Annotated in this window: 20 protein-coding genes; 4 read left to right on the plus strand and 16 right to left on the minus strand. The window is 42.0% G+C overall.

The window, feature by feature from the left end:
* Positions 1-86: 86 nt before the first annotated feature.
* The 9 genes from fdhD to QLH32_RS04045 form a co-directional block, all read right to left on the minus strand.
* Positions 87-878, minus strand: a complete 792-nt coding sequence (gene fdhD, locus QLH32_RS04005; RefSeq protein ID WP_283268211.1) for a formate dehydrogenase accessory sulfurtransferase FdhD — start codon at positions 876-878, stop codon at positions 87-89.
* A gap of 20 nt (positions 879-898) precedes the next feature.
* Positions 899-3,310, minus strand: a complete 2,412-nt coding sequence (locus QLH32_RS04010; protein WP_283268213.1) for an FdhF/YdeP family oxidoreductase — start codon at positions 3,308-3,310, stop codon at positions 899-901.
* Positions 3,311-3,468: 158 nt separating this feature from the next.
* A complete protein-coding gene (locus tag QLH32_RS04015) occupies positions 3,469-4,251 on the minus strand; it encodes a Rossmann-like and DUF2520 domain-containing protein (protein WP_283268215.1) in 783 nt (260 codons plus the stop codon).
* 128 nt (positions 4,252-4,379) lie between these two features.
* The gene (locus tag QLH32_RS04020; protein WP_267979844.1) at positions 4,380-5,432 is read right to left on the minus strand and encodes a DUF1311 domain-containing protein; all 1,053 of its coding nucleotides are present in this window, start codon (positions 5,430-5,432) and stop codon (positions 4,380-4,382) included.
* 184 nt (positions 5,433-5,616) lie between these two features.
* The gene (locus tag QLH32_RS04025) at positions 5,617-7,035 is read right to left on the minus strand and encodes an OmpA family protein (RefSeq protein ID WP_283268217.1); all 1,419 of its coding nucleotides are present in this window, start codon (positions 7,033-7,035) and stop codon (positions 5,617-5,619) included.
* Positions 7,036-7,291: 256 nt separating this feature from the next.
* The gene (locus QLH32_RS04030; protein WP_283268219.1) at positions 7,292-7,864 is read right to left on the minus strand and encodes a hypothetical protein; all 573 of its coding nucleotides are present in this window, start codon (positions 7,862-7,864) and stop codon (positions 7,292-7,294) included.
* 184 nt (positions 7,865-8,048) lie between these two features.
* Positions 8,049-9,281, minus strand: a complete 1,233-nt coding sequence (locus tag QLH32_RS04035; RefSeq protein ID WP_283268221.1) for a dihydroorotase — start codon at positions 9,279-9,281, stop codon at positions 8,049-8,051.
* Positions 9,282-9,293: 12 nt separating this feature from the next.
* On the minus strand, positions 9,294-10,310 hold the full coding sequence (locus QLH32_RS04040) for an aspartate carbamoyltransferase catalytic subunit (RefSeq protein ID WP_004759718.1): 1,017 nt from the start codon (positions 10,308-10,310) through the stop codon (positions 9,294-9,296).
* Positions 10,311-10,429: 119 nt separating this feature from the next.
* Positions 10,430-10,804 carry a hypothetical protein gene (locus QLH32_RS04045; RefSeq protein WP_283268223.1) on the minus strand — a complete coding sequence of 125 codons (375 nt, stop codon included), beginning with the start codon at positions 10,802-10,804 and terminating at the stop codon, positions 10,430-10,432.
* Positions 10,805-11,053: 249 nt separating this feature from the next.
* On the opposite strand from QLH32_RS04045, the gene rlmKL reads away from it, so the two are divergent.
* Positions 11,054-13,258, plus strand: a complete 2,205-nt coding sequence (gene rlmKL, locus QLH32_RS04050) for a bifunctional 23S rRNA (guanine(2069)-N(7))-methyltransferase RlmK/23S rRNA (guanine(2445)-N(2))-methyltransferase RlmL (RefSeq protein ID WP_283268225.1) — start codon at positions 11,054-11,056, stop codon at positions 13,256-13,258.
* Here the strand turns inward: rlmKL and QLH32_RS04055 are convergent.
* From QLH32_RS04055 to QLH32_RS04065, 3 genes are all read right to left on the minus strand, one after another.
* Positions 13,251-13,691 (minus strand): hypothetical protein, encoded by a 441-nt coding sequence (locus tag QLH32_RS04055; protein WP_283268227.1) that lies wholly within the window; start codon positions 13,689-13,691, stop codon positions 13,251-13,253. The two genes, rlmKL and QLH32_RS04055, sit on opposite strands and share 8 nt — an antisense overlap.
* A 168-nt stretch (positions 13,692-13,859) precedes the next feature.
* A complete protein-coding gene (clpB, locus tag QLH32_RS04060) occupies positions 13,860-16,439 on the minus strand; it encodes an ATP-dependent chaperone ClpB (protein ID WP_283268228.1) in 2,580 nt (859 codons plus the stop codon).
* A 482-nt stretch (positions 16,440-16,921) separates the two neighbouring features.
* Positions 16,922-17,239, minus strand: a complete 318-nt coding sequence (locus QLH32_RS04065; protein ID WP_283268229.1) for a hypothetical protein — start codon at positions 17,237-17,239, stop codon at positions 16,922-16,924.
* 133 nt (positions 17,240-17,372) lie between these two features.
* Between QLH32_RS04065 and QLH32_RS04070 the strand changes: the two genes are divergently transcribed.
* Positions 17,373-18,242: an IS982 family transposase gene (locus tag QLH32_RS04070; protein WP_283266581.1), complete on the plus strand. Its 870-nt coding sequence runs from the start codon at positions 17,373-17,375 to the stop codon at positions 18,240-18,242.
* A gap of 338 nt (positions 18,243-18,580) precedes the next feature.
* Here QLH32_RS04070 and QLH32_RS04075 read toward each other — a convergent pair whose 3' ends face one another.
* The 3 genes from QLH32_RS04075 to QLH32_RS04085 all read right to left on the minus strand — a co-directional run bounded on the left by QLH32_RS04075 (position 18,581) and on the right by QLH32_RS04085 (position 24,284).
* Positions 18,581-19,075: a hypothetical protein gene (locus QLH32_RS04075; RefSeq protein ID WP_283268230.1), complete on the minus strand. Its 495-nt coding sequence runs from the start codon at positions 19,073-19,075 to the stop codon at positions 18,581-18,583.
* Entirely contained in the window at positions 19,072-23,931 is a 4,860-nt protein-coding gene (locus tag QLH32_RS04080) for an RHS repeat domain-containing protein (protein WP_283268231.1), read from the minus strand. Before QLH32_RS04080 ends, QLH32_RS04075 begins: the two co-directional genes overlap by 4 nt.
* Before the next feature lie 107 nt (positions 23,932-24,038).
* Positions 24,039-24,284 (minus strand): hypothetical protein, encoded by a 246-nt coding sequence (locus QLH32_RS04085; protein WP_283268232.1) that lies wholly within the window; start codon positions 24,282-24,284, stop codon positions 24,039-24,041.
* 230 nt (positions 24,285-24,514) lie between these two features.
* On the opposite strand from QLH32_RS04085, the gene QLH32_RS04090 reads away from it, so the two are divergent.
* Entirely contained in the window at positions 24,515-25,315 is an 801-nt protein-coding gene (locus tag QLH32_RS04090; protein ID WP_283268233.1) for a peptidoglycan DD-metalloendopeptidase family protein, read from the plus strand.
* A gap of 68 nt (positions 25,316-25,383) precedes the next feature.
* Here QLH32_RS04090 and QLH32_RS04095 read toward each other — a convergent pair whose 3' ends face one another.
* Positions 25,384-25,806, minus strand: a complete 423-nt coding sequence (locus tag QLH32_RS04095) for an OsmC family protein (protein ID WP_283268235.1) — start codon at positions 25,804-25,806, stop codon at positions 25,384-25,386.
* A 147-nt stretch (positions 25,807-25,953) separates the two neighbouring features.
* Between QLH32_RS04095 and crp the strand changes: the two genes are divergently transcribed.
* Complete coding sequence (crp, locus tag QLH32_RS04100; protein WP_267979856.1) at positions 25,954-26,661, plus strand: cAMP-activated global transcriptional regulator CRP; 708 nt, start codon at positions 25,954-25,956, stop codon at positions 26,659-26,661.
* Positions 26,662-26,823: the final 162 nt, after the last annotated feature.

The raw sequence follows: 26,823 nt of genomic DNA on the forward strand, positions 1-26,823 counted from the left end.
ATTTTTCGGAATGGATGAGTTCAGTTACCTTATCCTACACATATCATGTTGTTTTAGGTATCAGCTCAACAACAAATGTTTAAGATTTATTCAGTATATAAAACAAAACCATCGCCACGGCAGAAACTTGCCAAAGTGAGATTGACCTTTTTTGCCATCTCAATTGCCATACTGGTTGGTGCAGAAATCGTTGCCAATAATGCAATATTGCATTGCGCACATTTTCGGATCAGTTCATAACTGGCGCGGCTGGTCATCACCACAAATCCGTCCGCGACATTGAGTTTCTGCTCAGCCAGATAACCCAGCAATTTATCCAGGGCATTATGCCGTCCCACATCTTCAAACAGGGCAATGATCTGCCCTTTCACCACCCAGGCTGCGGCATGCGCGCCACCCGTCAATTCGGTAATTTTTTGCCTGACTTTTAACTGGGCAATGGCATGGGGAATCTGGTTCAGCCATGTTGAGGAAACAACACTACTGACGGTAGGCAAGTTCGTATAAAGCTGTTTAAGACTTTCGATACCACATAGACCACAGCCCGTTCGCCCCACCATCATCCGACGATGTTCTTTTAACGCCATAAATGCCCGTGATGAAATGGTCATCTCAACCTGAACACCCAACTCATCCTGATGAACTTCCAGTGAATAAAGCTCAGTTAAACTGTGCAGAATACCCTCAGAAAGGCTAAAGCCCTTGGCAAACACTTCAATATCTGCGGGAGTTGCCATCATCACTGCATGGGAAATTCCGTTATAGATCAATGCAACTGGATATTCCTGAACGATATAATCCAGCTCATTTTCTGACACATTGCGATGAAAACGATGCACCTGCATCGTTTCATAACCCACACCCTGCACTGCTGCCATGTATGCCCTCTACCTGAATATCAGTTTGTATGATGAACAATGTCATTGGCATGTTCTGGATCAACCGCAATGGCTAGATTAAAATGCTCAGGTGCCTGTCCCGCATGCAAGATGACAGGAACACTCTTGGATGCTGGAATTTTGGCATATTTATCATGACTGCTTAATGCCACCAGTGGATTGGTTTCAGGATAATATGCCGCCAGACTACCGCGTGGAATGTTATAAGGCACAATGCGGAAACTATGTACAATCCGTTTCACACCATCAGAAAAGACACTCTCAATATCAACCCATTGATCCGCCTCAAAACCCGCTTCATCAATATCAGCCTGATTCATAAACAAGACTCGACGCTGTCCAAATACGCCCCGATAACGGTCATCCAAACCATACAGCGTGGTGTTGTACTGATCATGTGAGCGTGTGGTCATCAAGGTGTAGACTTGCTGTTCACTATAAGCCGCCGCGTATTGATTTTCCTTGTCCTCATAAACCTCCGCCAATGGCGTAATCAAAAATTGAGCTTTGCCACTTGGTGTATTCCAGACATGCTGATTGGCAGGATGCTCCAGATGAAAACCACCTGGCTGATAAACCCGTTGATTAAAATCATGAAATTCATCAAACACTTCTGCGATCGAATCACGGATACGGTCATAGCTTTCAATGTACCAGCGCCATTTAATTTGACTGTCAGGCAAGGTCGCTTCTGCCATTCGGGCGACAATATCAGGTTCAGAAAGAATATTGTCTGAAATGGGTGGATTGCGTCCTGCGGAGAGATGCACATTACTCACTGAGTCTTCAACTGAAATGGCCTGCGCACCATGCAGTTGCATATCCACTTCGGTACGCCCCAAACAAGGCAGCATCAGGGCATCCTGTCCGCAGACCAAATGACTTCGATTCAGCTTGGTGGTGATATGCACCGTCAGGTCACAACGGCGTAACGCCTCCTGTGTATATAATGTGTCAGGCGTGGCAACCGCAAAATTACCCCCCAGGCCAATAAAGACTTTGACATCACCCTCGTACATTGCCTTGATGGTATCCACCACCCCATAACCATGTTTACGGGGTGATTGAATGCCAAACACCCGATCAATGTTATCCAGCAGTTTTTTACTTGGATTTTCGTTGATGCCCATAGTACGGTCACCCTGCACATTACTGTGCCCACGCACTGGACATAATCCTGCGCCTGGACGACCAATATGCCCTCTTGCCAACATCAAGTTGGCGAGCATATGAATATTGGCTGTTCCATGACGGTGCTGGGTAATCCCCATGCCCCAACAGAAAATGGCTTTATTCGAATCAAGGAACATTTTGGCAATGGACTCTAAATGTTCAGGTGAAAGTCCTGTATGTTTATGAATCTCAGACCATGTTGTACAATCCACCTCAGCCAGCATTTCATCAAAGCCAATGGTGTTCATGGCAATAAAATTACGGTCAAAAACGCTTGGTTTGCCTTTGGCAAGTGCCTTTTTATCCCATTCAGACAAGTGTTTCAGCACACCAAACAATAAGGCGTAATCACCGCCAATTTTAGGCTGGAAATAATAACGGCTGATTGGGGTACTGCCGTTGGTCATCATTTCCAGAGGGGCTTGTGGGTCCTGAAAACGTTCCAGTCCACGTTCCTTAATCGGATTAATGGCAATAATATTGCCACCACGTTTTGACACTTCCCGTAAAGTTGCCAACATACGCGGATGGTTGGTGCCTGGATTATGTCCAAAACTAAAAATCGCATCCGCCAGATCAAAGTCATCCAGCGTGACTGTACCTTTACCCAAGCCAATCGAATCGGTTAGCCCAACGCTGGTGGTTTCGTGGCACATATTGGAACAGTCTGGAAAATTATTGGTGCCAAAACTACGGACAAAGAGCTGGTATAAAAATGCCGCTTCATTACTGGCACGACCAGAGGTATAAAATGCGGCTTTATCTGGATGATCCAAAGCCTGTAAATGTTTGGCAATCAGTTGAAATGCGTCATCCCATGAAATCGGGACATATTTATCCGAGACGGGATCATAGCGCATCGGATCGGTTAAACGCCCCAAATCTTCAAGATAGAAGTCGCTCTGTTCAGATAACCAACTGACCGTATGCTGTGCAAAAAACTCAGGTGTAACAGTTTTGCTGGTTGCCTCAAAAGCCACTGCTTTTGCACCATTCTCACAAAAGTTAAAGGCATGCGCGTCTTTCTTTTCGGGCCATGCACAACCTGGACAGTCAAAACCTGTAGGCTGGTTAATATTGAGTAAGGTGATTGAACCTTTCTTGAGAATATCCTGTCGTTTAAGATTGCGTGCAACACTTAACAGTGCCCCCCATCCCCCAGCAGGCTGGGTATAAGGTTCAATTCTGGCATAGCCATTATTCTCTTGTTTATGCTTTGTTTGCTCTGAATTGTCCATGCGACCGTCCTCATCTGAGCTATTTTTATCTAAAGTTCGGTTTAGATTTAACATGAAAAGGCAACATTTACTATGCTGAATATGTTCGATTGCATTAATTCATTCTGGAACATCCAAACACTTCAACCTAGATGACAGGCGTATTCATAAAGCTCAACTCATCCATTGATTTGGTGACGTTTAAAAATCCCCTCACTCAGCAATACATAAATGTCCTGCAAATCTTTACGATCTGCTCCAGCCAGCAACTGACCATGCATCTGTAGAATATTCTGGTCACCCCGCATGGCAGGCCCAGTTTGCATGGTTTTTGGGTTATGTCTTGTGGCCTTGTCCGCAGTTTCCAGAATCAGGGGATAAAGCAGGCTAAAATCAACCTGTTCATCCTCAACAATCTGCTGGGCCATGTCATAACAATAGTTACTGAAATTACATGCAAACACTGCCGCCAGATGCAGGGTCTGACGCTGCTTGGAACTGTATTGATAAACTCGGTTACTTAGGCTATTTGCCAATTGTGTTAAAAATTCCAAATCTTGCTGCTGAGTTGTTTCCACAAACAATGGCGTTTCCAGCCAGTTCACTTCACGCTCAAAGCTAAAGGTTTGCAGTGGATAAAATACACCTGCCCGCGGATGTGTGTGCTCAATGACTGCTAGACTGGTACTGCCAGAGGTATGAACAATCAGATTTTGTGGTAAATATCCAGTAATTGAATGAATGACTTGGGAAATAGCCTGATCACTCACTGCAACAATTACTAGATCAACCTGTGGATCAAGCTGGCATGGACTGTCGATTGCCTGTGCATCAACCTGCTGCGCCAACTTTTGCGCATGGACCAGCTTAGGGCTAAAGACCTGCACAATCTGATGTTGGTTCTGTAATGCCAAAGCCAAATGGGTTGCCACACGCCCAGAACCAATGAGGGTGATTTTCATAGCAGTTCTCTATCAGGAAATTTGCTCAAGCATAGCAAAATGAAATACAAAAAATAAAATCGAGCTATGGATAGCTCGATTTTATGCAGAAATCTCAATCAACCTGTTTAAAAGTTAAAAACGACCTGTTAATTAAACACATTATTCAAGTAAACCACACGCTCAACCGTACGCTTGGTGAAACATTGGGTGTATTGCATATCCTGATTCTGCTGGCGCATTGCATCATTCCAGTATCGTGACTGTTTTTGATAGGTTTCCATGTCTTTTTCAGCAATATCATAGACACTCTTTTGTGACAGCACCTTACAGTCCACATCACGTTTTTCAAACCAGTCGGACTGGTCCTGCTGCAACTGTGCTTTTTGCTCAGGCGTAAATTGATCCCAGGCTTGATTTAAACGCTCAACCTGTTTGGCTTTTTCAGCATCCAACTCTTTTTGACGCACATTCATGGCTTTTTGTGCCAAGTCAGTTTGAGCAGACTCATTGGCATCATACTCTTGTTGATATGCTGCCCCTTCTTTTTCAATCCGCTGATTTTCCTTTAAATAAGCAACATACTGCACCGCCCTTGTTGCCATAAAGACCACACCCTCAATCACAGAGTTCTGGCTTGGGATATTAAAGACCAACCCATCTTTATCTGTTTTGGTAAGGTCATACAAGAACTCGCCTTTTAATTGGTCATCTTCAAGACTTAGTGGATATTCGCTATCAGAAAAATGATCATTCAGGGTATATGGCTTACAACTCTCTTCACACTCCCCATCACCCTGATATTTTTGTTCTTCAAGATAGGCATTTTCTGCACGTTTCTGTAAGCCTTTCGGGAAAGAAATCACCAACTGGCTTTCGCAGTTTAATTTGGTTTTTGATGCTTCCCCACTCTCAGCCTCTAAAGTACGCACATTGGTAATTTCAAACTTGAGTCCCTTGTTGATTTTATCAAGAATGTCATAGTCAGACTGGTAGTCACTTTGTCTTAAACTACGGTCAATCTGTTTTAAATATTCCTTTTTCAACGCCGCCTGAATATGGTTGAGATTTTCCTGATTGGTACAACTCCACTCGGAAGCAGCCGTTGCGGCATCTTCGGCTTTCTCAGTTGGCTTTAATTTATTACAACCCACCAATAACATTGTCGTTGTCAAAGTTGTAAATATAAAAAACCTGTTCATTTTGAATCACCCTCTTGTCTTGTTTTTTTCGGGCGTATTCTACTCAATTTAAAAGCCTATTTTCGAGTTTTTTCTTTATTTTACTTTAAACAGTCCTATTTATAATTAAATAGCTAAAGCAAATGGTCAAAATAAAAGGAGTTATGTCGCCATAACTCCTTTCAAGCATTGCTTAAATAACAGCTTAGGGGGTTACTGAAAATTCAATACGGCGGTTTTTAAAACGCCCCTCTTCTGTTGCATTATCTGCCACTGGATGATCAGCACCATGACCTACGGCGCTAAGTTGCGCAGCATCCACACCCTGACTGACCAGATAATCCACCACAGCCTGAGCACGTTTCAGCGATAAAGCCTTGTTGCTAGTAGCATTACCAGTTGAATCAGTATAACCAGCCACTGTAAGTTTGTTATCTTTGACATTTTTCATTAATATGGCAGCCTTATCCAGAATGGCTTTATTTTCCTCTAGAATTTGATGGGAAGCTGTTGCGAAGTTAATAATCTGTAGATTTAGGGCCTTAATGACTGCGTTGATATCAACCTGATTGCTATCAATATTTGCCAAAGCGTCCTGAGCCGCGTTCAGGCTATTCGTTACGGTTTGAGCGGTATTATCCTCAGTTTCCACCACAACTTCGGTATTGGGTACAAGAGCTTTTATCTTCCCAGCCAATTCATTGAGTTTAGCGAAATCGCCACCCTTTAATGTCAGTTTATTCCCAACCCAATCCAGAGATACATTGGGTACACCTTTCAATAAACCCAGCACACCAGCAAGCCCAGCCTGATCGGTAAATGACGCTGCATAGTTTGTAGCAGTATCAAGTGTACAATCTTGAGCCGAAGAGAAAACCTCTTTCACTTTTGCCTGCATGGCTGCAAACAATCCTTGATCTCCAATTCCTGTATGGCATTGAGAAACATCACCCTTATCATCAGTACGCAATGAGAATGTTGCAGGAGTTACATTTGCAGCCACTTCAGATGCTGAAGAATCAGAACGATTGTCTATAGGCACAGCCACCTGTTGCTGTTGGCAGGATTTCCATAGCCACGCAACCAATAAAGCCAGAATAATCAGTGCCACAATCGGCAACCAAACCCGTGATTTGCCTGCACCATTCACAGGGGAATTTGCCAAATTCGATGTTGTGGCAGAACTACTGGAGATAAGTCCTAAAGGTGCAAGCAACCCCACGGCCCAGACTGGCAACAGTGAACGGATTGAATCAGCATGGTGCTGTAAATAATGCAGGATACTCTGTGTATCATTGCCAGCCTCGCTGGTCAAAGCAGCCATGCTTTTAGGAATCGCCTGTGTCAATGTCTGCTCAGCCTCTATATTGGAAAGCTGTCCATCCGTAAGCTTGGACAAAAATGTATCTTTAAGCTGCTCATCCTGACCAAATAAAACGGCTAATGAGGGTGAGATGGAGTCTTTTAATTTCTGGATCAGTTCAGGTTTTGCCATCAAAATGGAAAGAAAAATTGGATAGAACCTGGATAAAAGTGCATTTTTCTGGCTGGTCAAACCGTCTTGGTCATTCAGGAATACAGGGGTGACTTTTTGCTTTAACAGTTCGATTGGATTTATTGACATTGTTATTTACTCCAACAAATTAAATTTATAATGTTCAGATTGCTTAGGGAAATTGTTCTATTACATACAAACTGATGCTTTTCATTCTAAGCATTTATATTTTTTTTGATCATTTTTACATAATTTAAATACAAGACTTACATCACAATTTACAAATAAAATGTTAAAAAATACACATAACGCATCTTATCAACCATTTTCTTATTATGAAATTTTAATTATAAAACATATACTTAATCAAACACCATTCAATAACTTATTTACCTAACTGGTATAACCAGATGAGTGAAAAACTGGCAAAAAACAGGGTAAAAAATGGGAAAATTCGATGATGTCTATGAGGCTCAGCTGGCATTTCTGGCAAGGGTTCTTCTGACTGTGCAGGCTCGTTTAATTCAAGCTGATCCAAAGGTAAAAGTACCTCAGCACTCCAAACAGGCAACAGTGCCTGAATCGACACATTATGCTCCCTAAGATAATGAATAATATAGATGGCCTCATTGCCAACCTCAGCTGAAAGCACAGCCAGGCTTTTAGGAATTGCCCGATTTAAGGTAGTCTCTACTTCTGTAACTGAAAGTTTTCCAGCGCCAAGATGTATAAGCAATGAATTGATCACCTGATTATTATTTTCCAGTAAATCAGACAGACAAGGCCTTAGCTTTTCCTTAAGTTGATCAATCAGTTCTGGATTTGCTAAAAAACGACTTAAGAGAATTGGGTAGAATCTTGATAAGATGGCATTTTTTTCATTGACCAGACAAGTTTGGTCATTGACGATGACCGATGAAACTTTCTGTTTAAGTAACTCCATTGGATTTATAGACATATTCTTTACTCCAATTTCCATTCAACCGCTTTATCGTATTAGCCGAGCCTTAGCTATTTGTTATTACTTTAATGAATTTTTCTTAGTTTTAATCTGTTCTATAAACTTTCAATACAATACTTACATCACATTTTACAAAGCAGAATAAGGTGCAGTCAACTTATTCTGCCTTTTATGATAATTATCAGGCAAATATGCCAATCACCTTACCTGTCAGTTGCTGTCCAATCAATGGGGTGTTTTTCCCTTGGGAAAGAATTGACGCTTTGGAAACTATCCATTGCAATGATGGATCAACCAGCACCCAGCCTGCCTCCTGTTGCCAGCGCTGTGACATATTCGCCACCTGTGCAGGAATTGAAGTGACTTTTTCCACCCATTCCAGTGGCTCAAATACACCCTCGTTTACCAGTTGCACACCCAGCGCAACGTAAGTATCAAAAGCGGTGATTCCAGACTGTGTTTCGGCAAAAGGTGCCATTTTCGCAGAACTGCTTAATGGTTCATGATGGGTACAGATCGCATCAATCACGCCCTCTTTCACACCCTGACGCAATAATGCCTTGTCCTGTTCGGAACGCAGTGGTGGACGCACATGCGCCAATGCATTAAAACCATCTGTTAGTTGTTCAGTTAAATGTAACTGATGCATGGCGACATCGGCAGTCACAGGCAATCCTTTGGCCTTGGCAGCTCGGATCAACTCCACAGACGCACCGCAGGACAACAGGCCAAAATGGGCTTTAACACCTGTCGCTTCAATCATCAGTAGGTACTTGGCAATCGCCACTGTTTCTGCAATCGCAGGAATCATTGGCAGGCCCTGACGTGAGGCAATAAAGCCCTCATGCGCACAACCATCTTTGGCAATTTGCGGTTCTTCCGCATAGAACACCACCGTCAGCCCCAAACCAGCAGCATACTCAAGGGTACGAATCACCACGTCATCATTTTCAAAGGCAGCATTGGCATTGGAAACGGCTGTACAACCACCTTTTTTTAAACCCGCCATATTGGCTGGTTGTTTTCCATTTAGCCCTTGGGTCTGTGCGCCAATGATCTGCAAATAGATACCGCCATCGAGTTGTGCCTTTTCAATAAGACCATGAATCAAGGCACCATTATCCTGCACAATTGGCTTTGAATCTGGTGGGGTAATCACATGCAGAATCCCATTGGCACGGGCTGCCTTGCCTTCCGACTTCAAGGTGCCATGCTGCTGCTGACCTGGTTCACGCAAACGCGCACACAAGTCCACCATGGTTGGCATCAACCATTTACCCTGCCCATCAATGCTTTCATCCACCTGATCAACGGCTTCAACCAATTTTCCGTTTTCAATAAAAACTGTTTTAACCAGATCAGTTTTTTGAATTGGATCGAGCACACGGACATTTTCAATTTTTACAATACTCATGTGAGCTATCCCTTACAGTGCAATCGCATCAATTAAACCCTGTTCCTGTAATTGCCCTTGCATTGCAAGTGCCAATACAGCCATACGAACCGCGATCCCGTTGGTGACCTGCTTGAGAATCACGGACTGGTCACCATCGGCAATGCTGGAATCAATTTCAACACCACGGTTCATCGGCCCTGGGTGCATCACGATACAATCAGGTTTTGCCAATGCCAGACGCTCTTTGTTAAGTCCGTACATTTTATAAAATTCAGACTGTGACGCTAACGCAGGTGAATCAATCCGCTCGTTCTGGATACGCAAGGCAATAATCACATCACAGTCTGTCACGCCTGCATCCATCTGGTTAAATAAACGCACATGATCACCATACTCATCAAAACCCACAGGCAGCAAGGTATTGGGCGCAATCACACGAATATCCTTACAGCCCAGCGTTTGTAATGCCGCAACGTCTGAACGTGCCACCCGTGAATGTTTAATATCACCGATAATGGCCACACTGAGTTGTTCAAATGGTTTCTTGGTTTCACGGCGAATGGTTAGCATATCCAGCATTGCTTGGGTCGGATGTGCATGGCGACCATCACCCGCATTAATAATGGCAACCTTAGGGCAGATATCTTTGGCAATAAAATGTGCGGCACCTGAAGATGAATGACGTACCACAAAAATATCGGCCGCCATCGCCTCCAGATTCCAGAGCGTATCCCGCAGCGTTTCACCTTTTGAAGTACTTGAGCGTGCAATATCAATATTCAGGACATTGGCAGATAAACGTTTCGCCGCAGCCTCAAAGGTGGTTCGGGTACGGGTCGAGTTTTCAAAGAAAAGGTTCATCACCGTCAAACCCTCTAATAAGGGACGGTTGATCAGGTTATTATTGTCATCTAAAAAGCTTTGTGCTGTATCTAAAATCTTGGTCAGGCTTTCCCTTGAAAGGCCCTCAATGGTTAAAAAGTGTTTTAAATTTCCTTGCTGATTCAGTTGAACCTGACTCGGTTGATGCAGGGCTGCAATATGCATAATGGATTCCTATGGGTCGAATCACCAAAACCTGCATAGTGTAGCCCAATTCTTGTATTTTCGCAGAACAACTTTTCACCGTTATGTTGCATTAAATGAGAGAGTTGCAACAGATTCGGCTAGCGGAGCGCACCAATATAGTGATGGTGAACCTGTGCCTGATAAATCTCCTCGTCAGTCACCTCTATTGAATAGTAGTCATTTTCCTCAACAGGCTTTTCTTTCTCAGCCTCCACCTTAGTTTCAACCAAAGCGAGAGCGGGCTCAGGATATAGGTCAATTAACAGACGCAAGCGCTCAACATAATAGGCCAGCTCGGCATCCTGTGTTGCCAAGGCAATATCCACAATATGTTGTGCATATTCCTTGTTATGCACCAGGTACATCACGTCAATCACGCGACTGGATACGCGTCTTAAACGTACATACATTTGGGTTGCGATTGCAAAAGCCTCGGCATTGACTATCACTTCATTATTCATGCTTTCTTTCATAACGTCCTCACATCGTTGGGAGAAGTATTTACTGATAATTCATCTGAAGAAATGCAAAAGCTGTACCAATTATTAAAATAAAGTAAAAAATGCCCTGCCCAACGTGCAGAAATTATAAACAAACATCAGATCACTTTAAAAAAACCTCTTAATAGATGATTAAAGCTGACGATCACACAAATATGCGCCGACAGAACAGCTAAAAATCAGTTAAAATAGCCGATTGCTAAAACCGCTTTGGAACATTGAATGAACGCTAAACCACGTCTAACAGAATATTGGGTGACCTGTGCGGATGGACTGGAAACCTTATTACAACAAGAACTGGAAAGCTTTGGTATTCAGGACATTCAACGTTTTGCGGGACGTTTAATTTTTAAGGGTACACTGGAACAGGCATATCGGGTCTGTATGTGGTCACGCCTTGCCTCACGGGTCGTTTTGCCCATTCATAGACATGAATTGGAACATTCACATGATGCCCGTGATGTGGCGGAAGAACTCTATGAGGGTGCGATCAGTTTCGACTGGTCTTTAATTTTTGCACCACAAAGCACCTTTGCAGTTCGCCTGCACGTTGAACGTGAAATTAAGGTCAATAGCCAATTTGCCACCCTACGAGTTAAAGATGGTGTGGTGGATTCCTTTATGGAGGCGGTAGGCAAACGTCCAAGTATTGATATCAAGCAGCCTGAAATTACACTTTATGTGTTGGCAGGTAAAACTGAACACACCTACTGTCTGGATTTATCTGGTGATTCTCTGCATAAGCGTGGCTATCGCCGTTTTATGACCGATGCGCCAATTAAAGAAAATCTGGCAGCGGCAATTCTACAAAAAGCCCAATTAGCACAATATCAACCCGATATTATTCTTGACCCAATGTGTGGTTCAGGAACTTTCATTATTGAAGCCCTCATGATTTTAACGGATCGTGCGCCAGGTTTAATCAGACGTTTTGGTTTTAATGGCTGGCATGGGCATGACCGTGATCTTTGGTTATCACTTAAGGCTGAAGCAGCAGAACGCCATGAAAAAGCTTTGGAACAGGCTTTACCTAAATTTTATGCTTACGATGCGGATTGGGAAGCGGTCAAGGCCACCCGCCAAAATATCATTGCCGCAGGTTTTGAAAAACTGCTTGACCAGATCCAAATTGAAGAACGTACCTTAGCGGACTGGGATGACTTTCATGCCGAGGGCAAGAAAGCCTTTATTGTGACCAATCCTCCTTATGGGGAACGTTTGGGAGATAAAGCATCAAACCGTTCTTTATATCTGGGTTTATCGGCTTTATTGCAAAAGAATTTTCCAAACCAACGTGCCGCAATTATTGCCGCACAGGTTGAACAGGCAGATGTACTGGCATTTAATGATCCACAAACCTTACGTTTAATGAATGGTAAATTACCAATATACGTGCGTTTTGGCACCATCAAGCCAGCAACCGTCACCCAGCCCTTTCTGGCGAGCTGGCAACCACAACAGTTTGAAAAAATCGAGGGTGCTGAGGACTTTACCAACCGTTTGCAAAAGAACATGCAGGCCTTGAAGAAATGGGCGGTTAAGGAAAATATCTACTGTCTGCGTCTGTATGATGCCGACTTGCCTGACTTTAACGTTGCCGTTGATTTATATGGGGATAGACTGCATGTTCAGGAATATGCACCACCTAAAACCATTGATCCTGAAAAAGCCAAAAAACGTTTTAACCTTGCACTTGCCGCAATCCGTGCTGTGACTGGCTTACAACGTGATGCCATATTTATTAAAACCCGTGCAAAACAGACAGGTACAAATCAATACACCAAACAAAGCACCGCCTCTAAACGCTTTATCGTTCAGGAAGGTGATGCCAAAATTTTAGTCAACTTAACAGATTATTTAGATACAGGTCTATTTTTAGACCATCGCCAGATTCGTCTTCGAATCGCCAAGGAAGCGCGTGGCAAGCATTTCCTGAACCTGTATAGCTATACCTCAACAGCAAGTTTACATGCCGCATTGGGTGGCGCAGCCAGTACCACCAGTGTTGACTTATCCAACACCTATCTGAGTTGGTCTAAAGAAAACTTTGTACTGAATGGTTTAACGGTAGACCATGCAGATGAACAGCATATGTTCTTTGCCAGTGACTGTTTTGAATGGTTAAAAGAGGGTCATGAGCAATATGACCTGATCTTTATTGATCCACCAACATTCTCAAACTCAAAGAAATTCTATGGAACATTTGATGTACAGCGTGACCATGTTTCACTGCTCAAACGGGCAATGAACCGCCTAAACAGTGAAGGGACGCTATATTTCTCGAATAACTATAGAGGCTTCGAATTGGATGAGGAACTTGAAGCCCTATATGATGTTGAAGAAATTACCTCTGAAACCATTGGGCTGGATTTCAAACGTAATCAAAAAATTCATCGTGCCTGGAAAATAAGGCATCTCGCTATTTAATAGTGAGCTCTGCCTTTACGTCACTCGTATAAGTCACATGAACATTATCCGAGTCAAAATCATAAATCATTAAACGATCTGGCGGCTGTACATGAGGCTTTATCGTTGCCTCTTTCTTTTCCTTGGCATCTACATCCATGACTTTCTTCTGCTCCTCATGCGGAGAAAGTACGCCATCAAGGATCGTGCTAATACGGATTTCACGCAGATAATAATCACTCAGGATTCGTTGAGCACGCCAGCGTTCTTCCTCTGGCTTTAATGCATCCTGCTGGGCTTTTACAATGATGCTCGGCAATGCATTATTCAGCACGCCTGTTTGTAGTGCCAAATTTACCTCACTCAATGGTTGTGCAGCATGCCCCATTGAAGATAAAGCGATCATAAACAAAATTACACAGAGGTCCGTGTAATGATGTTGCTTATTTTCCATTGCAATTCATCCTGAATTTTTTTCTTATTTGCTCTGAAACTATCAAGTTTTTCATCAAGTCGCAATGTTATTGGTAATTTTCCCTAAAAAATCTGACCAGTTGCACCCATATAAAAAAAGATGGTGATTCTCATCACCATCTTTTTATCCAGCTACTAAAGTCTTTGCCTAACTCAATTTAAGTTTATCAAACACCAGATGACCATCCTCACCTTGAATCAGGATATTATCTCCTGGCTGAAACTCACCAGATAAAATCTTCTGCGCCAGACTGTTCTCCACCTGTTGCTGAATTGCGCGTTTTAATGGACGTGCACCATACACAGGATCAAAACCAGCATCAATCAACAGATCAAACGCCGTATCATCCACAGTTAAGCCCATATCACGCTCATTCAGGCGAGACCGTAAACGATCTAGCTGAATATCCGCAATACCACGAATCTGGGCTTTTTGCAGTGAATGGAAAATCACCAACTCATCAATACGGTTAATAAACTCTGGACGGAAATGCTGGCTAACCGCACTCATCACCACAGTCCGAATCTCATCATCGGTTGCACCCTCACCAAGTTCACGTACATCCTGTGAACCGAGGTTGGATGTCATCACGATGACCGTATTTTTAAAGTCCACCACGCGACCTTGTGAATCAGTTAAGCGACCATCATCCAACACCTGTAGCAAGATATTGAACACATCTGGATGCGCTTTCTCCACCTCGTCAAACAACACCACACTGTATGGTTTACGACGTACCGCTTCGGTTAAAACACCACCCTCTTCATAGCCCACATAGCCTGGAGGTGCGCCCACCAAACGGCTAACAGAATGTTTTTCCATAAACTCAGACATATCAATCCGAATCATGGCATCATCACTATCAAACAGGAAGTTGGCCAATGCCTTGGTCAGCTCGGTTTTACCCACACCTGTTGGGCCAAGGAACAGGAATGATCCGCTTGGACGGTTTGGATCGGACAAGCCTGCACGTGAACGACGCACCGCATTGGAAACCGCCACCACCGCTTCATCCTGACCAACCACACGGTTATGCAAGAACTCTTCCATCTGGAGCAGTTTTTCACGTTCGCCTTGCAACATTTTCGTTACAGGAATACCTGTTGCCGCACTGACCACCTCAGCAATCTCATTCTCGGTCACTTTGGTACGAATGAGTTTAGGCTCCTCATTTTCCTCAGCAATTTCCGCCTGTTCCAGACGTTTCTGTAACTCTGGAATTACACCATATTGCAAGCGTGCCGCTTCCGCCAAATCTCCCTCACGTTTGGCTTTTTCCAAAGCAACCCGTGCCTGATCCAGTTCGATCTGGGCTTTTTTATCACCCTCAACCAGTGTTTTTTCAGCTTTCCAGATTTCTTCCAGATCATTATACTCTTTCTGCTTTTCAGCAATTTGCTGCTCAAGATGATTGACTTCAGCCTTGCTGCCTGCATCTTCATCTTTTCTCACCGCTTCCAACTGCATTTTTAACTGGATGAGACGGCGGTCAAGCTTATCCAGTGCTTCTGGCTTAGAGTCGATCTCCATTTTAATGCGTGAAGCCGCCTCATCAATCAGGTCAATCGCTTTATCTGGCAACTGACGGTCAGTGATGTAACGATGCGACATCTTCGCCGCTGCAATAATCGCAGAATCTAAAATCTGTACGCCGTGGTGCGTTGCATATTTCTCTTTGAGACCACGCAAAATTGCAATGGTATCTTCCACACTTGGCTCATCCACCAACACTTTCTGGAAACGACGCTCAAGCGCAGCATCTTTCTCAATATACTGGCGATATTCATCCAAAGTGGTGGCACCGACACAGCGCAGTTCACCACGTGCCAAGGCAGGTTTCAACATATTGCCTGCATCCATTGCACCATCGCCCTTACCTGCACCTACCAGCGTATGCAACTCATCAATAAACAGGATGATCTCGCCTTCATGTTTGGCAAGGTCTTTCAGCACTGCTTTTAAGCGTTCCTCAAACTCACCACGATATTTTGCACCCGCCAGCAACGAACCCAAGTCCAGTGAAAGCACACGTTTATTCTTTAAGCTTTCAGGCACCTCACCATTGACGATACGCTGAGCCAAGCCCTCTACAATCGCGGTTTTACCGACCCCAGGTTCACCAATCAGTACAGGGTTGTTTTTGGTACGGCGTGACAACACCTGAATGGTACGGCGGATTTCATCATCACGCCCAATCACAGGGTCAAGTTTGCCAACCAGGGCACGCTCGGTTAAATCGATGGTATATTTATTTAGTGAGTCACGTTGATCTTCGTGATTATTACTCATGACTTTGTCATTTCCTCTAATATTTTCAATGACTTTACGTAAACTTTCCGCCGTTACACCAACACTGCTTAAAATGGTCTTGGTTTCACCTGTTTCTGCCAAACCTAAAAGTACCCAATCGGTGGATAAAAATTCATCCCCTGCTTTTTGTGCATAGCGGTCAGCCAAATTCAGGGCCTTTACCGCTTCAGGATTGAGGTTGATATCACCTGTCGGGTTTGCCAGCGTTGGGGCATTCTGCAATGCCTGCTCAAGTTTCTGTTTTAACTCTGGTAAACGGGCACCCGCCTGTTGCAGCAAACTCAAATTGGCTGGTTCTTCAAGTAAGGTTGACAGAATATGAATTCCTGCAATTGCAGTATGGTCCTTACCCATTGCCAATGACTGTGCATCTGAGAGTGCTTGCTGTAAGCGGTTTGTAAATTTTTCAAAGCGCATTCTTGTTATTCCTCACAACAATTTTTTAACTTATCACTAAGATGGGAACACTTTTTAGAATTTCAAATAAAATTTATATATTTTTCAAAATCTTATAAAATAAAACATAGATAAAACTCAGTAATAATATGGGTCTATAAATAATATATTTCAAGTATGTTTTGTATTGTTTTTAATATAAAAAATCAATTCATGCTTTGAAAACTAGTTTTCTTATACAAAATTTTGATTTTTAATAAAATTTTATAAAGAAATTCTTAGAAAGACCCTGAAAGTGCATTGATTATTAGAGGTATTTTCCCTCTCCAAATCCACTTTATCTTGCACGTCGTTTAAAGCAGTGCTTTAAACTTGCTCAGGGTCAGGCTCCATGTAACGCCCCAACTCAGGGTTGTAAAGATAAAAAACCAACTACTCATGAAAGAATAATTGGTTAGTTTTTCATTAGCTAATTTTATCTATTAAACACTTCTTTCATAAGATTATTTAAAATATAAATAATTACTTGATTTTCCTTTTATATTAAAAGAACTTAAATAAGGCGTATCAATTATATCTTCTATAAAGTATTCAATATTTTCTACATTAACACTAGATATAACAACTAAATTCTCATAAAAGGAATATGGATTAGAATATAAATCATCTTGTATTGTTTGATTTAACCTAATAGGATCATAAAAGTTAAAATTATAAATATTCCCATAGATTTCAATATCTATTTCCAAACACCCTTTTGATTCAATCTCCCACTCATACTCGTTAAAATCATCTGGAAATTTAATACTATAATTTCTCATAGAAACCTCTTAATCTAAACACTTTATTCCAGAACATAATCTAACCTGAATCACGGATAAGCCATAGACTTGAAAAAGAGAAGGACTAGAGCCATCAGTTAGTTACCACACAAAACTTACGACTCTAGTCCTTATGTTCGATAGTACCCAATTATTCTGTATAATTGATGATTTCTTTCTAAAATTTGAATCAGTTTACTGGAAATTCTTAAAGCAAAATCTTAAATGCCTAAGAATTCGCCCTGCACAGCTCAGTATTTCTGAAATTGTCTTTATTGCAATTTGGTATAAACATTCACATTTCAATAACTTTAAAGCATTCTTTACGGCACTGAGACATAACTATCTTCATTTATTCAAAAGCCTGCCTTGTTACCAACGTATGATTTACCTGATCAATACTCATCAACTGGCTTTACATGCCTTACATTTCGCCCTGATGAAAGATCAGCAAAGTTCTTATTTATGGATCGATTCAACGACATTGGCTGTCTGTAAAAATCAGCGAATAAAAAGACATAAATCGCTAGCAGCAATTGCAACTCGTGGTAAAAGTTCTATGGGTTGGTTCTTTGGTTGTAAGTTGCATGTACTTATGAATCAGTCAGGTGAAATACTCAGCACAGCTTTATCAAATGGGCATACAGCAGATATAAAAATGGTTGAACAGTTAGTCAAAGGAATGACTGCTAAATTGTATGCTGATCGTGGCTATATTAGTCATGAATTAAAGAGTAAATTAAGAGTACAAGATATTGATTTAATTACCTATCACCGAAAGAACATGAAATCTATACAGTTATCAAAAGCAGATGAATACCATCTGAAACAACGCAATAAAATAGAAACTTTATTCAGTTTGCTGAAGGGGGCGTACAATCTAGTGACGACTAGAGCGAGAAGTGTTGCAGGCTATTTAGCTGGTATTTATGCATCTTTATGTGCTTATCAAATATGTCATCAAAACAAGCCGATGATTCGTATTATGGAAATATCGGCTTAAACAAGATTCGGGTTAATCTAACGTATTGTTCTGGGGTTAAGTTTGAGCCAAAACTCAGACTTGGTGAACCATACGAATTTGACAAAGCAAAATCATTCATCATTCCCATAGGTGAAAAAGACAACCCACTCGGGTCCACATTCATCACAGGATTACTTTCTGCATACGCATACGGATTACTTCCACCCTCCAGCCCCACTTCGTCTTGCGCTTCGTTTAAAGCAGTGCTTTAAACTTGCTCAGGGTCAGGCTCCATGTAACGCCCCAACTCTGGGTTGTAAAGATAAAAAACCAATTACTCACGAATGAATAATTGGTTTTTTTAGATAAATTAAGTATTAATTTTCTTTAATATATATCTTATTAATTAAAGGCAATATACCTAACTTACTTTCAACAATATCATTCCATGTGTCATCTTCTTTCAATTCATCCAAAACATAAAAGGTAACTATCTTATTCCCCACCTTATATAGATTTCTATATCTACTCTCTGTTTCTTCATTTGTGAAGTCAACTCCACCATATATTTCTCTTTCCTCATTATCGATCTTAATAGTTGTTACTTTATTAGCTTCCATAAATGGATTTTCTTCATTCAACCCAATTATAGTTCCACTAATGGCATATGTTTCAATATTACCATTCTCAATATTCTCCCACCACTCATTAGTTGCATACAATCCATAATTTCCTTTTAATCCACTGGTGCTACTACTATCCAACGTTAATTTATGAGTAAGCTCTACATCAGTAGGATTATTTTTTAACCATGATTTCAAATCATAAACTAATTTATAGTCATTTTTGACCAAGTTAGATTCTTTAATCATTTTGAATTCATCCTTATTTCTGGTATTCTTGGTACAGGTCTTGCACCTATAATTCGACCACTATTAATAAATGTCATAGCAGCTCCATTTTGGCTTCCTAACCCAATATTAATAACTCCAGTTTTATTAAAAAAGTATGGATTACCTACACCCTCCAACTTAAATAAAGCATTTGTTTGTTTCCAATCAGATACTGACGATGAAGATTGTAGACCTGGAAAATATTTAGTTGAGCTTTGATCCGCCACCCCCATCGCATATAAGCCTGCCAATGTGCCTGTTCGAAGTTTTATCTCCATTGTTACACCTTGATACTGACTTACATATGCTAATGATGGAGATATAAAAGTTTCATGAGAGGCTTTTAATGTATTTGTTCTCTGCAAAAATTGTGCATCGAACCTTTCCATCGTCCGATAAACCATCTCATAATTTTGATTTCTTTGGTACTGCTGAGTCAATATATCAGGGAAAGGAGTGGCTGCTGGTTTATTAAATGTTTCATTAAACATATATCCAACGCCCGCCATTCCTGCGGTATTCAAAAACATATTTAAAGTAGAGGCAGCTATTGTTTCTAACACTGTTGGAGCGGCGACTAAGCACATTGGACACAATCCACTAGCATCCGTATTCATCACAGGATTACTTCCTGCATACGCATACGGATTACTTCCACCCTCCAAACCTATCGGGTCAGGCTCCATATAACGCCCCAGCTCTGGGTTGTAGTAGCGGTTGTGGTTGTAGAACAGGTTACTGCTGGCATCGTAATACTGCCCTGGGAAGCGTAGGTTAAAGGTAATGTTACCCTGTGGCTGTCCCACGCCAAATGCTGTACTGTCCCATGCCCACACGATCTCCTGATTGCTGCTGTCAACCAGTCGTCTTGGTGTGTTCTGCGCATCAGTCACGATATAGTAGATCTTGATTGTGGAACCATAGCCATGTATGGCCGCTACTGGCTTGTCTCCCAGCCAGACATACTCAACAATCTGATTACCCTGATCGTCATATTCCCCAATCAGATGGCTTTCTTCATCATAGACATACTGTATGGCATTACTTGCTTTCCAGCCACCATTCAGGTTGTTTGAGGTAATGGTACGCTCATTCTTATGGTTATAGCGGGTGTCATAGCCTACGTTGTTGTAACTCTGTTGCCAGATTCTCCGTCCAGATCCGTCATAGGTGGCATCGGCGAGGACTGGCTGGATCAGGTCACTTTGCGCTGTATAGCCCAATGGTTGAGCCGCTCCATTTTTATACCATGCTGTCAGGGTGTTGCCTGTATAGGTATAGTCCACATTCGCTGCAATTTGCTGGTGTGAACCCGAGGCCCTTAGTGTACTTCGGTTGCCATTGCTGTCATAGCTGTAGCCTATTGTATAGGCACCTGCACCACTGCGGTTTTCACTGGTTAACCTGCCAACCCTGTCATAAGCAAAGCTGTCTACACTCTCTCCCTCGTTTCGCGTCAACTGGGTAATCTGACCATCTAGGTCAAAGCTGTAGTCCAGACTGTAACTGGTATTTGCCTTTGCCCTGGTATTGGTGATCTTTTTAATGGTCCCCGTATGCGATGCATTGTAAGTCCAGCTATAGGTCGCCTGACTGCTTCCCCAGTTCCAGCCCGTCATCAAGCCAGCCGTGTTATAACTGATCTTATTCAGTACAACTGTACTGTCCTTATAAATACTTACAAGCTGCCCAGCCGCATTGTAGTTATAGATAATCTTGCGACCTGATGGCAAGGTCATTCGGGTCAGCTTACCGCCATTGCTATAGGTGTACTTCACCGTGAGTGGACTGGCTGTGCCTCCCCATGCACTTAAGGCTTTATTGGTCTGACTTTTTTGGGTAACACGGTCATAGGCATCAAAACTATAAAGCGTATTGGTTCCATAGTTAGTGTTGGAAACAACCTGGTCCAGTCGTCCAAATCGGGTCTGGTCATAACCAAATGTATCGTCATAGGCCAGGCTGGCTCGTGGGGCTTCTGGATGGCATTGCTGTCTTTGTACCCGTCCTGACTCATCAATATTTAAGTAGTTACATTGACGTAAGCCATGTTTCCGTTGTGTAAGCTGGTCAGCCTCATTATAGTTATAGGTCTTTGTTCCGTAGTCACTGTTTACTTCCTGAGTCAGGGTGTTGCCATTGCGGTAACTATAGGGATTGGTGCCTGCATTTAAGGCATCTTTTTCAAGAACAAGGTTGTCATTGAGATCATAGTCTTTAGTATCAACATTGCCTTCTCCATCAGTATGGGTCTTTACCCGATCCAGCGCATCATAGGTCCATTTTTCAACAATACCGCCTGAGGTCGTACTCTGCTTGATGTTTCCATTGTTATCAAAGCTAAAGACAACACTTTGCTGGGTACCATCTGAACCTCGTTGCAGGGTGCCAATCCATCCCTTGTTCATCAGGAACTGATAGTTTCGAACAACAACCTTACCTGCTGAGGAAACATGATCCTCTCTCTTAAGTACACCAATTGGATAATAGATATATTCAACCCAGGCATTGGTTGGCAGGATTTTTTTACTTAAACGTCCAGCCAAATCATATTCAAACTGTGTCATTTCCCCATCAGGGTTGGTTTCACTGGTTCTTTGTTTGAGTGTGTTGTAGGTATAGCCTGTGGTTTGCCCTGCAACCCCACCAGATGTTCCTCCCACCCCTGTGGTCTGGCTGGCTAAGGTTCCATCGGCATTGTAAATAAACTGCTCCACCATGCCATTCGGGGAAACAATTCGTTCAGGCTGTCCAAAAACGTCGTAGCCCAGATACTGTGTAGTTCGAATTGCTCCATTGATGTATTGGGACTGACTGGATAAATAGCCGTAGTTGTCATAGCTATAATCTATCCTGTCGGCTGTGCCAGAACGTGGCCCATCTACACTCAGCATACGGGCAAAGTGAGGGCTGTTTACATTTTCCTCATAGCCATAGCTGGTGGTTTTGCCAATACTTCCCGACTGACTTGATGTCTGTGTCTGGGTAACGATTTGCCCCCGTGGATTCAGCACATTGCTAATGCTTAGATTGGCCATGCTGACACTGGTTGGGGTGGGGTAAATGTTTGCACTGTTGTCGTTTAATGCACCATAAGTATAACTGGTTTTACGGCTAAGTGCCGTCCCGACAGCCTCAGTAAAGCCTGTCAGTCGGTTTCGGTTATCATATTCATAGCTGCTTACAACGTTATTGCCATTAGTGACCTTGATTAGGCGACTGCGGGCAGTCTCAAACTCCACTGAGTTCACTGGTCGACCATTGACCTTTAAACATGGATGGCCTGTTGACTGAACTGTAATGTTGTTATCAGCGTTGACCGTGGTCTTTACCGTTGATGTTGTCATATTACTGTTAATCTGGAACGTCAGCACAATGCTCTTGGCAATATCATCATAAACTGTGGTGAAATCCTGGGCTGTTCCAGATGCCAAAGGCACATAGGCACGCAATGTGGTTTGTGCAGCACTATAGCTTACGTTGTCCCCACTTCCCGTAACACTATAGTTTTGGGTAATGTCCCACTGGCGTACGATCTGACCTAAACTATTTTTCACCTGTCGTAACACTGGATAGTAATAGCTACTGTCAGCAGTACGCCCTTTGCTGGCGACAAAGGCTTTTACTGCCCCAATCTCGGTCATCTCATTAACGTAATTATTAGTTCCTGCTACGGTGGAATCTGAGCTGATCAACGCAAAAACGGTGGTGTTTGTGCCTGTACCCGCTACTTTATTTACATAAGCCTGATAGTTGAATGTTGCAACCTGACTTCCACCTTGGGCAGCTATATAGGTCACTTTAGTGACTAAACGTGATTCATCAATGGTTTGGCTGGAACCTGTATTTGAGTCATGGAAATTATGTTCAAAAACCAGTTTATTATTATATCGGTCACTGACCTGAGCTAAATTCATGTTATTGTCATACTGTAAATTTAGCACACTTCCCTGATTCTCTATCTTAGCAATACGATAAAGCCGTAATGAAACAGTAGTATCTGTCTTTAGCAATAGGGCCGTGTTGGAAATAGCATCAGCAGGTATGCCAAAAGAAAAAAAATGCCATGAGTCTCTTGTTGTTATCAAGTTTTTATTTTTATCCAAATAAACATTTATTTTATCAGTATAGGTTTGTTCGGGAGACATCAAAGATGAGCTATCCGAAACCGTATATTTCACTCCATTTTTGACAATAATAATATTATTTCCCGAACGGCTTAATTGATATTCACCTAGATCTGAATTCCATGGCAAACTTTGTATACTATTATTATTTAGTTCTCGAACTGCATCAGCTGAATAAAGTCGGGTGAAATTTCCATTTTCTTCCTTAAAAACTGTATCCGTGCTTTCACCTGGCAATCTGATCCAAATTTCTTTAGCCGATACATTTATCCGAGTCACAGGTGTTTTCGTGGTTAATTCATATTTAACTGGATTTGTAGTAACTTGCCGAATCGTAGACTGTGTATATTCAGTTGTCGTTGACGTAATATTCTGCACGAATACATGTGCCTGATAGTTATCAGTCCAGCCTAAAGAACTTTCCTCTGGCTGCGCAAACACCTGTGCCGCTGAAAGGTTTTGGCGTAATGGTGCACGATAGTTAAGACTATAAGGCAATGCACCATTAATCAGTGACTGTCCATAACCCACATCTCCAGACATTAAATCATAGCCAACGGTACAGGACTGAATTCCAGGTGAACGGGCTGAGGCATAGTTTTGCGCCACAATATCTGGCGCAGCATAAACAAGCTGACTGAATAGACTCAGCAGCCCCCATAGGCACAGCAATAAGCCATGCCAATATGTTTTAGTTAAATTTCGCATGATTTGAATCCATAATATCGAAATAAAAACAGAAAGTTATGTCTATTTTTGAACAAAAAATTCCTGCTTAGAAAAGTTTGATTATATGAAAGAATAAAGAAATGGAATTAAGGTTGAGCATTCAATGGTTGTGGTGTTCCATCCGTGACAACCTGAACTTCAGCCAAAGAAGATTTCTTTAACTGCTCCTGATTGGCAAATTCTGCCTGTGCCTTGGCATGCTCCTGCGCATACCCCACCATCGCATCATTATTTTTTGAATTGGTTTGTTCAGTTTCACAGCCCACCAGAGCAAACGTGGCAACTATCAACGTAATGCAGCATGTCTTTCCTAATATGTTAAAACTGATCATGCCTATCCCCTCCAACTTTGAATTAATTACAATAAAAATACATTCTAAACAAATTTTACATTGAGTAATTTATAAAAGCATTATCTTAAAACAGAGTCATAATTCGTCATTTTTCCCATACAAGGAATAAGGCTCCAAACACTTAAAATGGCTTGATCAATAAAAAAGAACATTTAATCCCAATAAGTTGAGATAATATTGGCTATATTGTTTTATAAAATTCGGCAACTATGTTCCTAAAAAAACTTGTCCCTATTATTATTTGCACTTTTTACTCTTTTCCTAGCTTTGCCCAACTCCCCCAAGATTCACGACGCGCAGGTGGAATTGCCGTCATTCCATTAACAGCAAATACAACCCAGGTTTTTTATGAACAAAATCCCGTACTGATTACGCAGGAACAGGGACAACGTTATGCCGTGTTTGGCATTCCCCTTTCTACACCATTAGGGACAGTCACCTTAACCACCAATGCCAATCCCATACAGATTGATATAAAACCCTATGCCTACGCTGAACAACGCCTAACGGTTAAAAATCAGGATTATGTCAACCCAAATCAGGAGCAGTTGGATCGTTATGCACGTGAGGCAAAGGAGCAAAATGACATCTACAGTTCATTTAACCCAAGCACATGGACAACATTTCCAAATTTCATTCGCCCAACAGCAGGCAAATTCAGTAATTCCTTTGGAAGAAAGCGGTTTTTTAATGGAGAAGAACGTGCACCCCACTCTGGTCTGGACATTCCAGCACCCGTTGGGCAAAAGGTAATTGCCCCTGCGGATGGCATTGTGGTGCAAACAGGTAATTACTTTTTTAATGGCAATACTGTGCTGGTTGATCATGGTCAGGGCCTGATCAGTATGTTCTGCCATCTCAGCAAAATTAATGTCGAAAAAGGACAGCATATTCGTCAGGGCGAACAACTTGGACTGGTGGGTAATACTGGACGTGTGACTGGTGCGCATCTACATTGGGGAATGAGCCTGAATAATGCTCGGGTAGATCCACAATTGTTCATAAAATAAAAAGATAAATTTATAAAAAGTGATCTATCGCAACAGGTCACTTTTTAGTAAAACTTAACAATTAGACTTTATTCCGCTTCAATAATTTCGAAGTCATGGCTAATTTCTACCCCACCATCCGAAAGCATTTTACTTGCTGAGCAGTATTTTTCTGCTGAAAGCTCAACCGCCTTTTCGACCTGCTTGGCTTTTACAGCTTTACCTGTCACAATGAAGTGTAGATGGATTTTTGTAAACACGGCTGGGATTGCATCTGCCCTTTCAGCTTTTAACTGACATACAACATCTGTCACATCTTGGCGGGATTTCTTTAAAATGGTCACAATATCAAACGAAGCACAACCACCAAGTCCCATTAAAATCAACTCCATAGGACGTGGACCACGGTTTTCACCCCCATATTCAGCGGAACCATCCATCACCACACTGTGGCCACTTTCCGATTTCGCTTCAAAAGCAACATTCTCTAACCAATGTACACTTGTTTGCATTGCAACTACCCAAAAAACGTTATAAATTTACCTAGTTCTTGTACACTAACATAAAATGAGTTGATAAGGAATTTCATCTCTTCTGTGTAGAAAAGGCTCTAACAAGGCCTGTGCGATCGGTTTTATCCAAATTCGGAAATTTTAAGCATGACTTCAAATTTTTCACAACTTAGCACTGATGCTTTATCTCCAGGCCAACTGCCTGAGTCAGTAAAGGCTTTGCTAAAACGTGCTCATATTAACAGATACCCTAAACGCACCACGATTATTGATGCTGGAACTGAATCAAAATCACTGTATTTAATATTAAAAGGTTCAGTGTCAATTATATTACGTGAAGATGATGAGCGTGAAATTGTTGTGGCCTACCTCAACCCAGGCGACTTCTTTGGTGAAATGGGTCTTTTTGAAAAGAATCCTCAACGTACCGCAGAAGTACGTACCCGAGATGTATGTGAGATTGCTGAAATTTCCTACGACAATTTCCATGAGTTAAGCAAGCAATACCCTGACCTAAGCTATGCGGTATTTGCCCAGTTGGTGCGTCGTCTTAAGAACACCACCCGTAAAGTGACTGACCTTGCGTTTATTGATGTGTCTGGTCGTATTGCACGTTGTCTAATCGACTTATCTGCACAACCTGAGGCAATGATTTTACCGAATGGTCGTCAGATTCGTATTACCCGTCAGGAAATTGGCCGTATTGTGGGCTGTTCCCGTGAAATGGTTGGCCGTGTGCTTAAAACACTTGAAGACCAGGGCATGATCCAGACTGATGGTAAGGCCATTTTAATTTTTGATACGTCTTTAGAAGAAAATGCTTTTTCTGAAGAGGAGTTTGACGACGAAGATTGATTTCATCAGGCTTCTGTCTCACTATCAAAGCCAGTGCAAAACACTGGCTTTAATTTTATCAATTTACGTGAAAATCCATGTAATATGACAAAATAGTGATTACATAATTACTATGATTATAGAGCCATTCGGAATGTAAAGCGTTATAAACATTTTTTATAA

The organism is Acinetobacter corruptisaponis (genome assembly GCF_030053775.1).
Taxonomy (GTDB): Bacteria; Pseudomonadota; Gammaproteobacteria; order Pseudomonadales; family Moraxellaceae; genus Acinetobacter; species Acinetobacter corruptisaponis.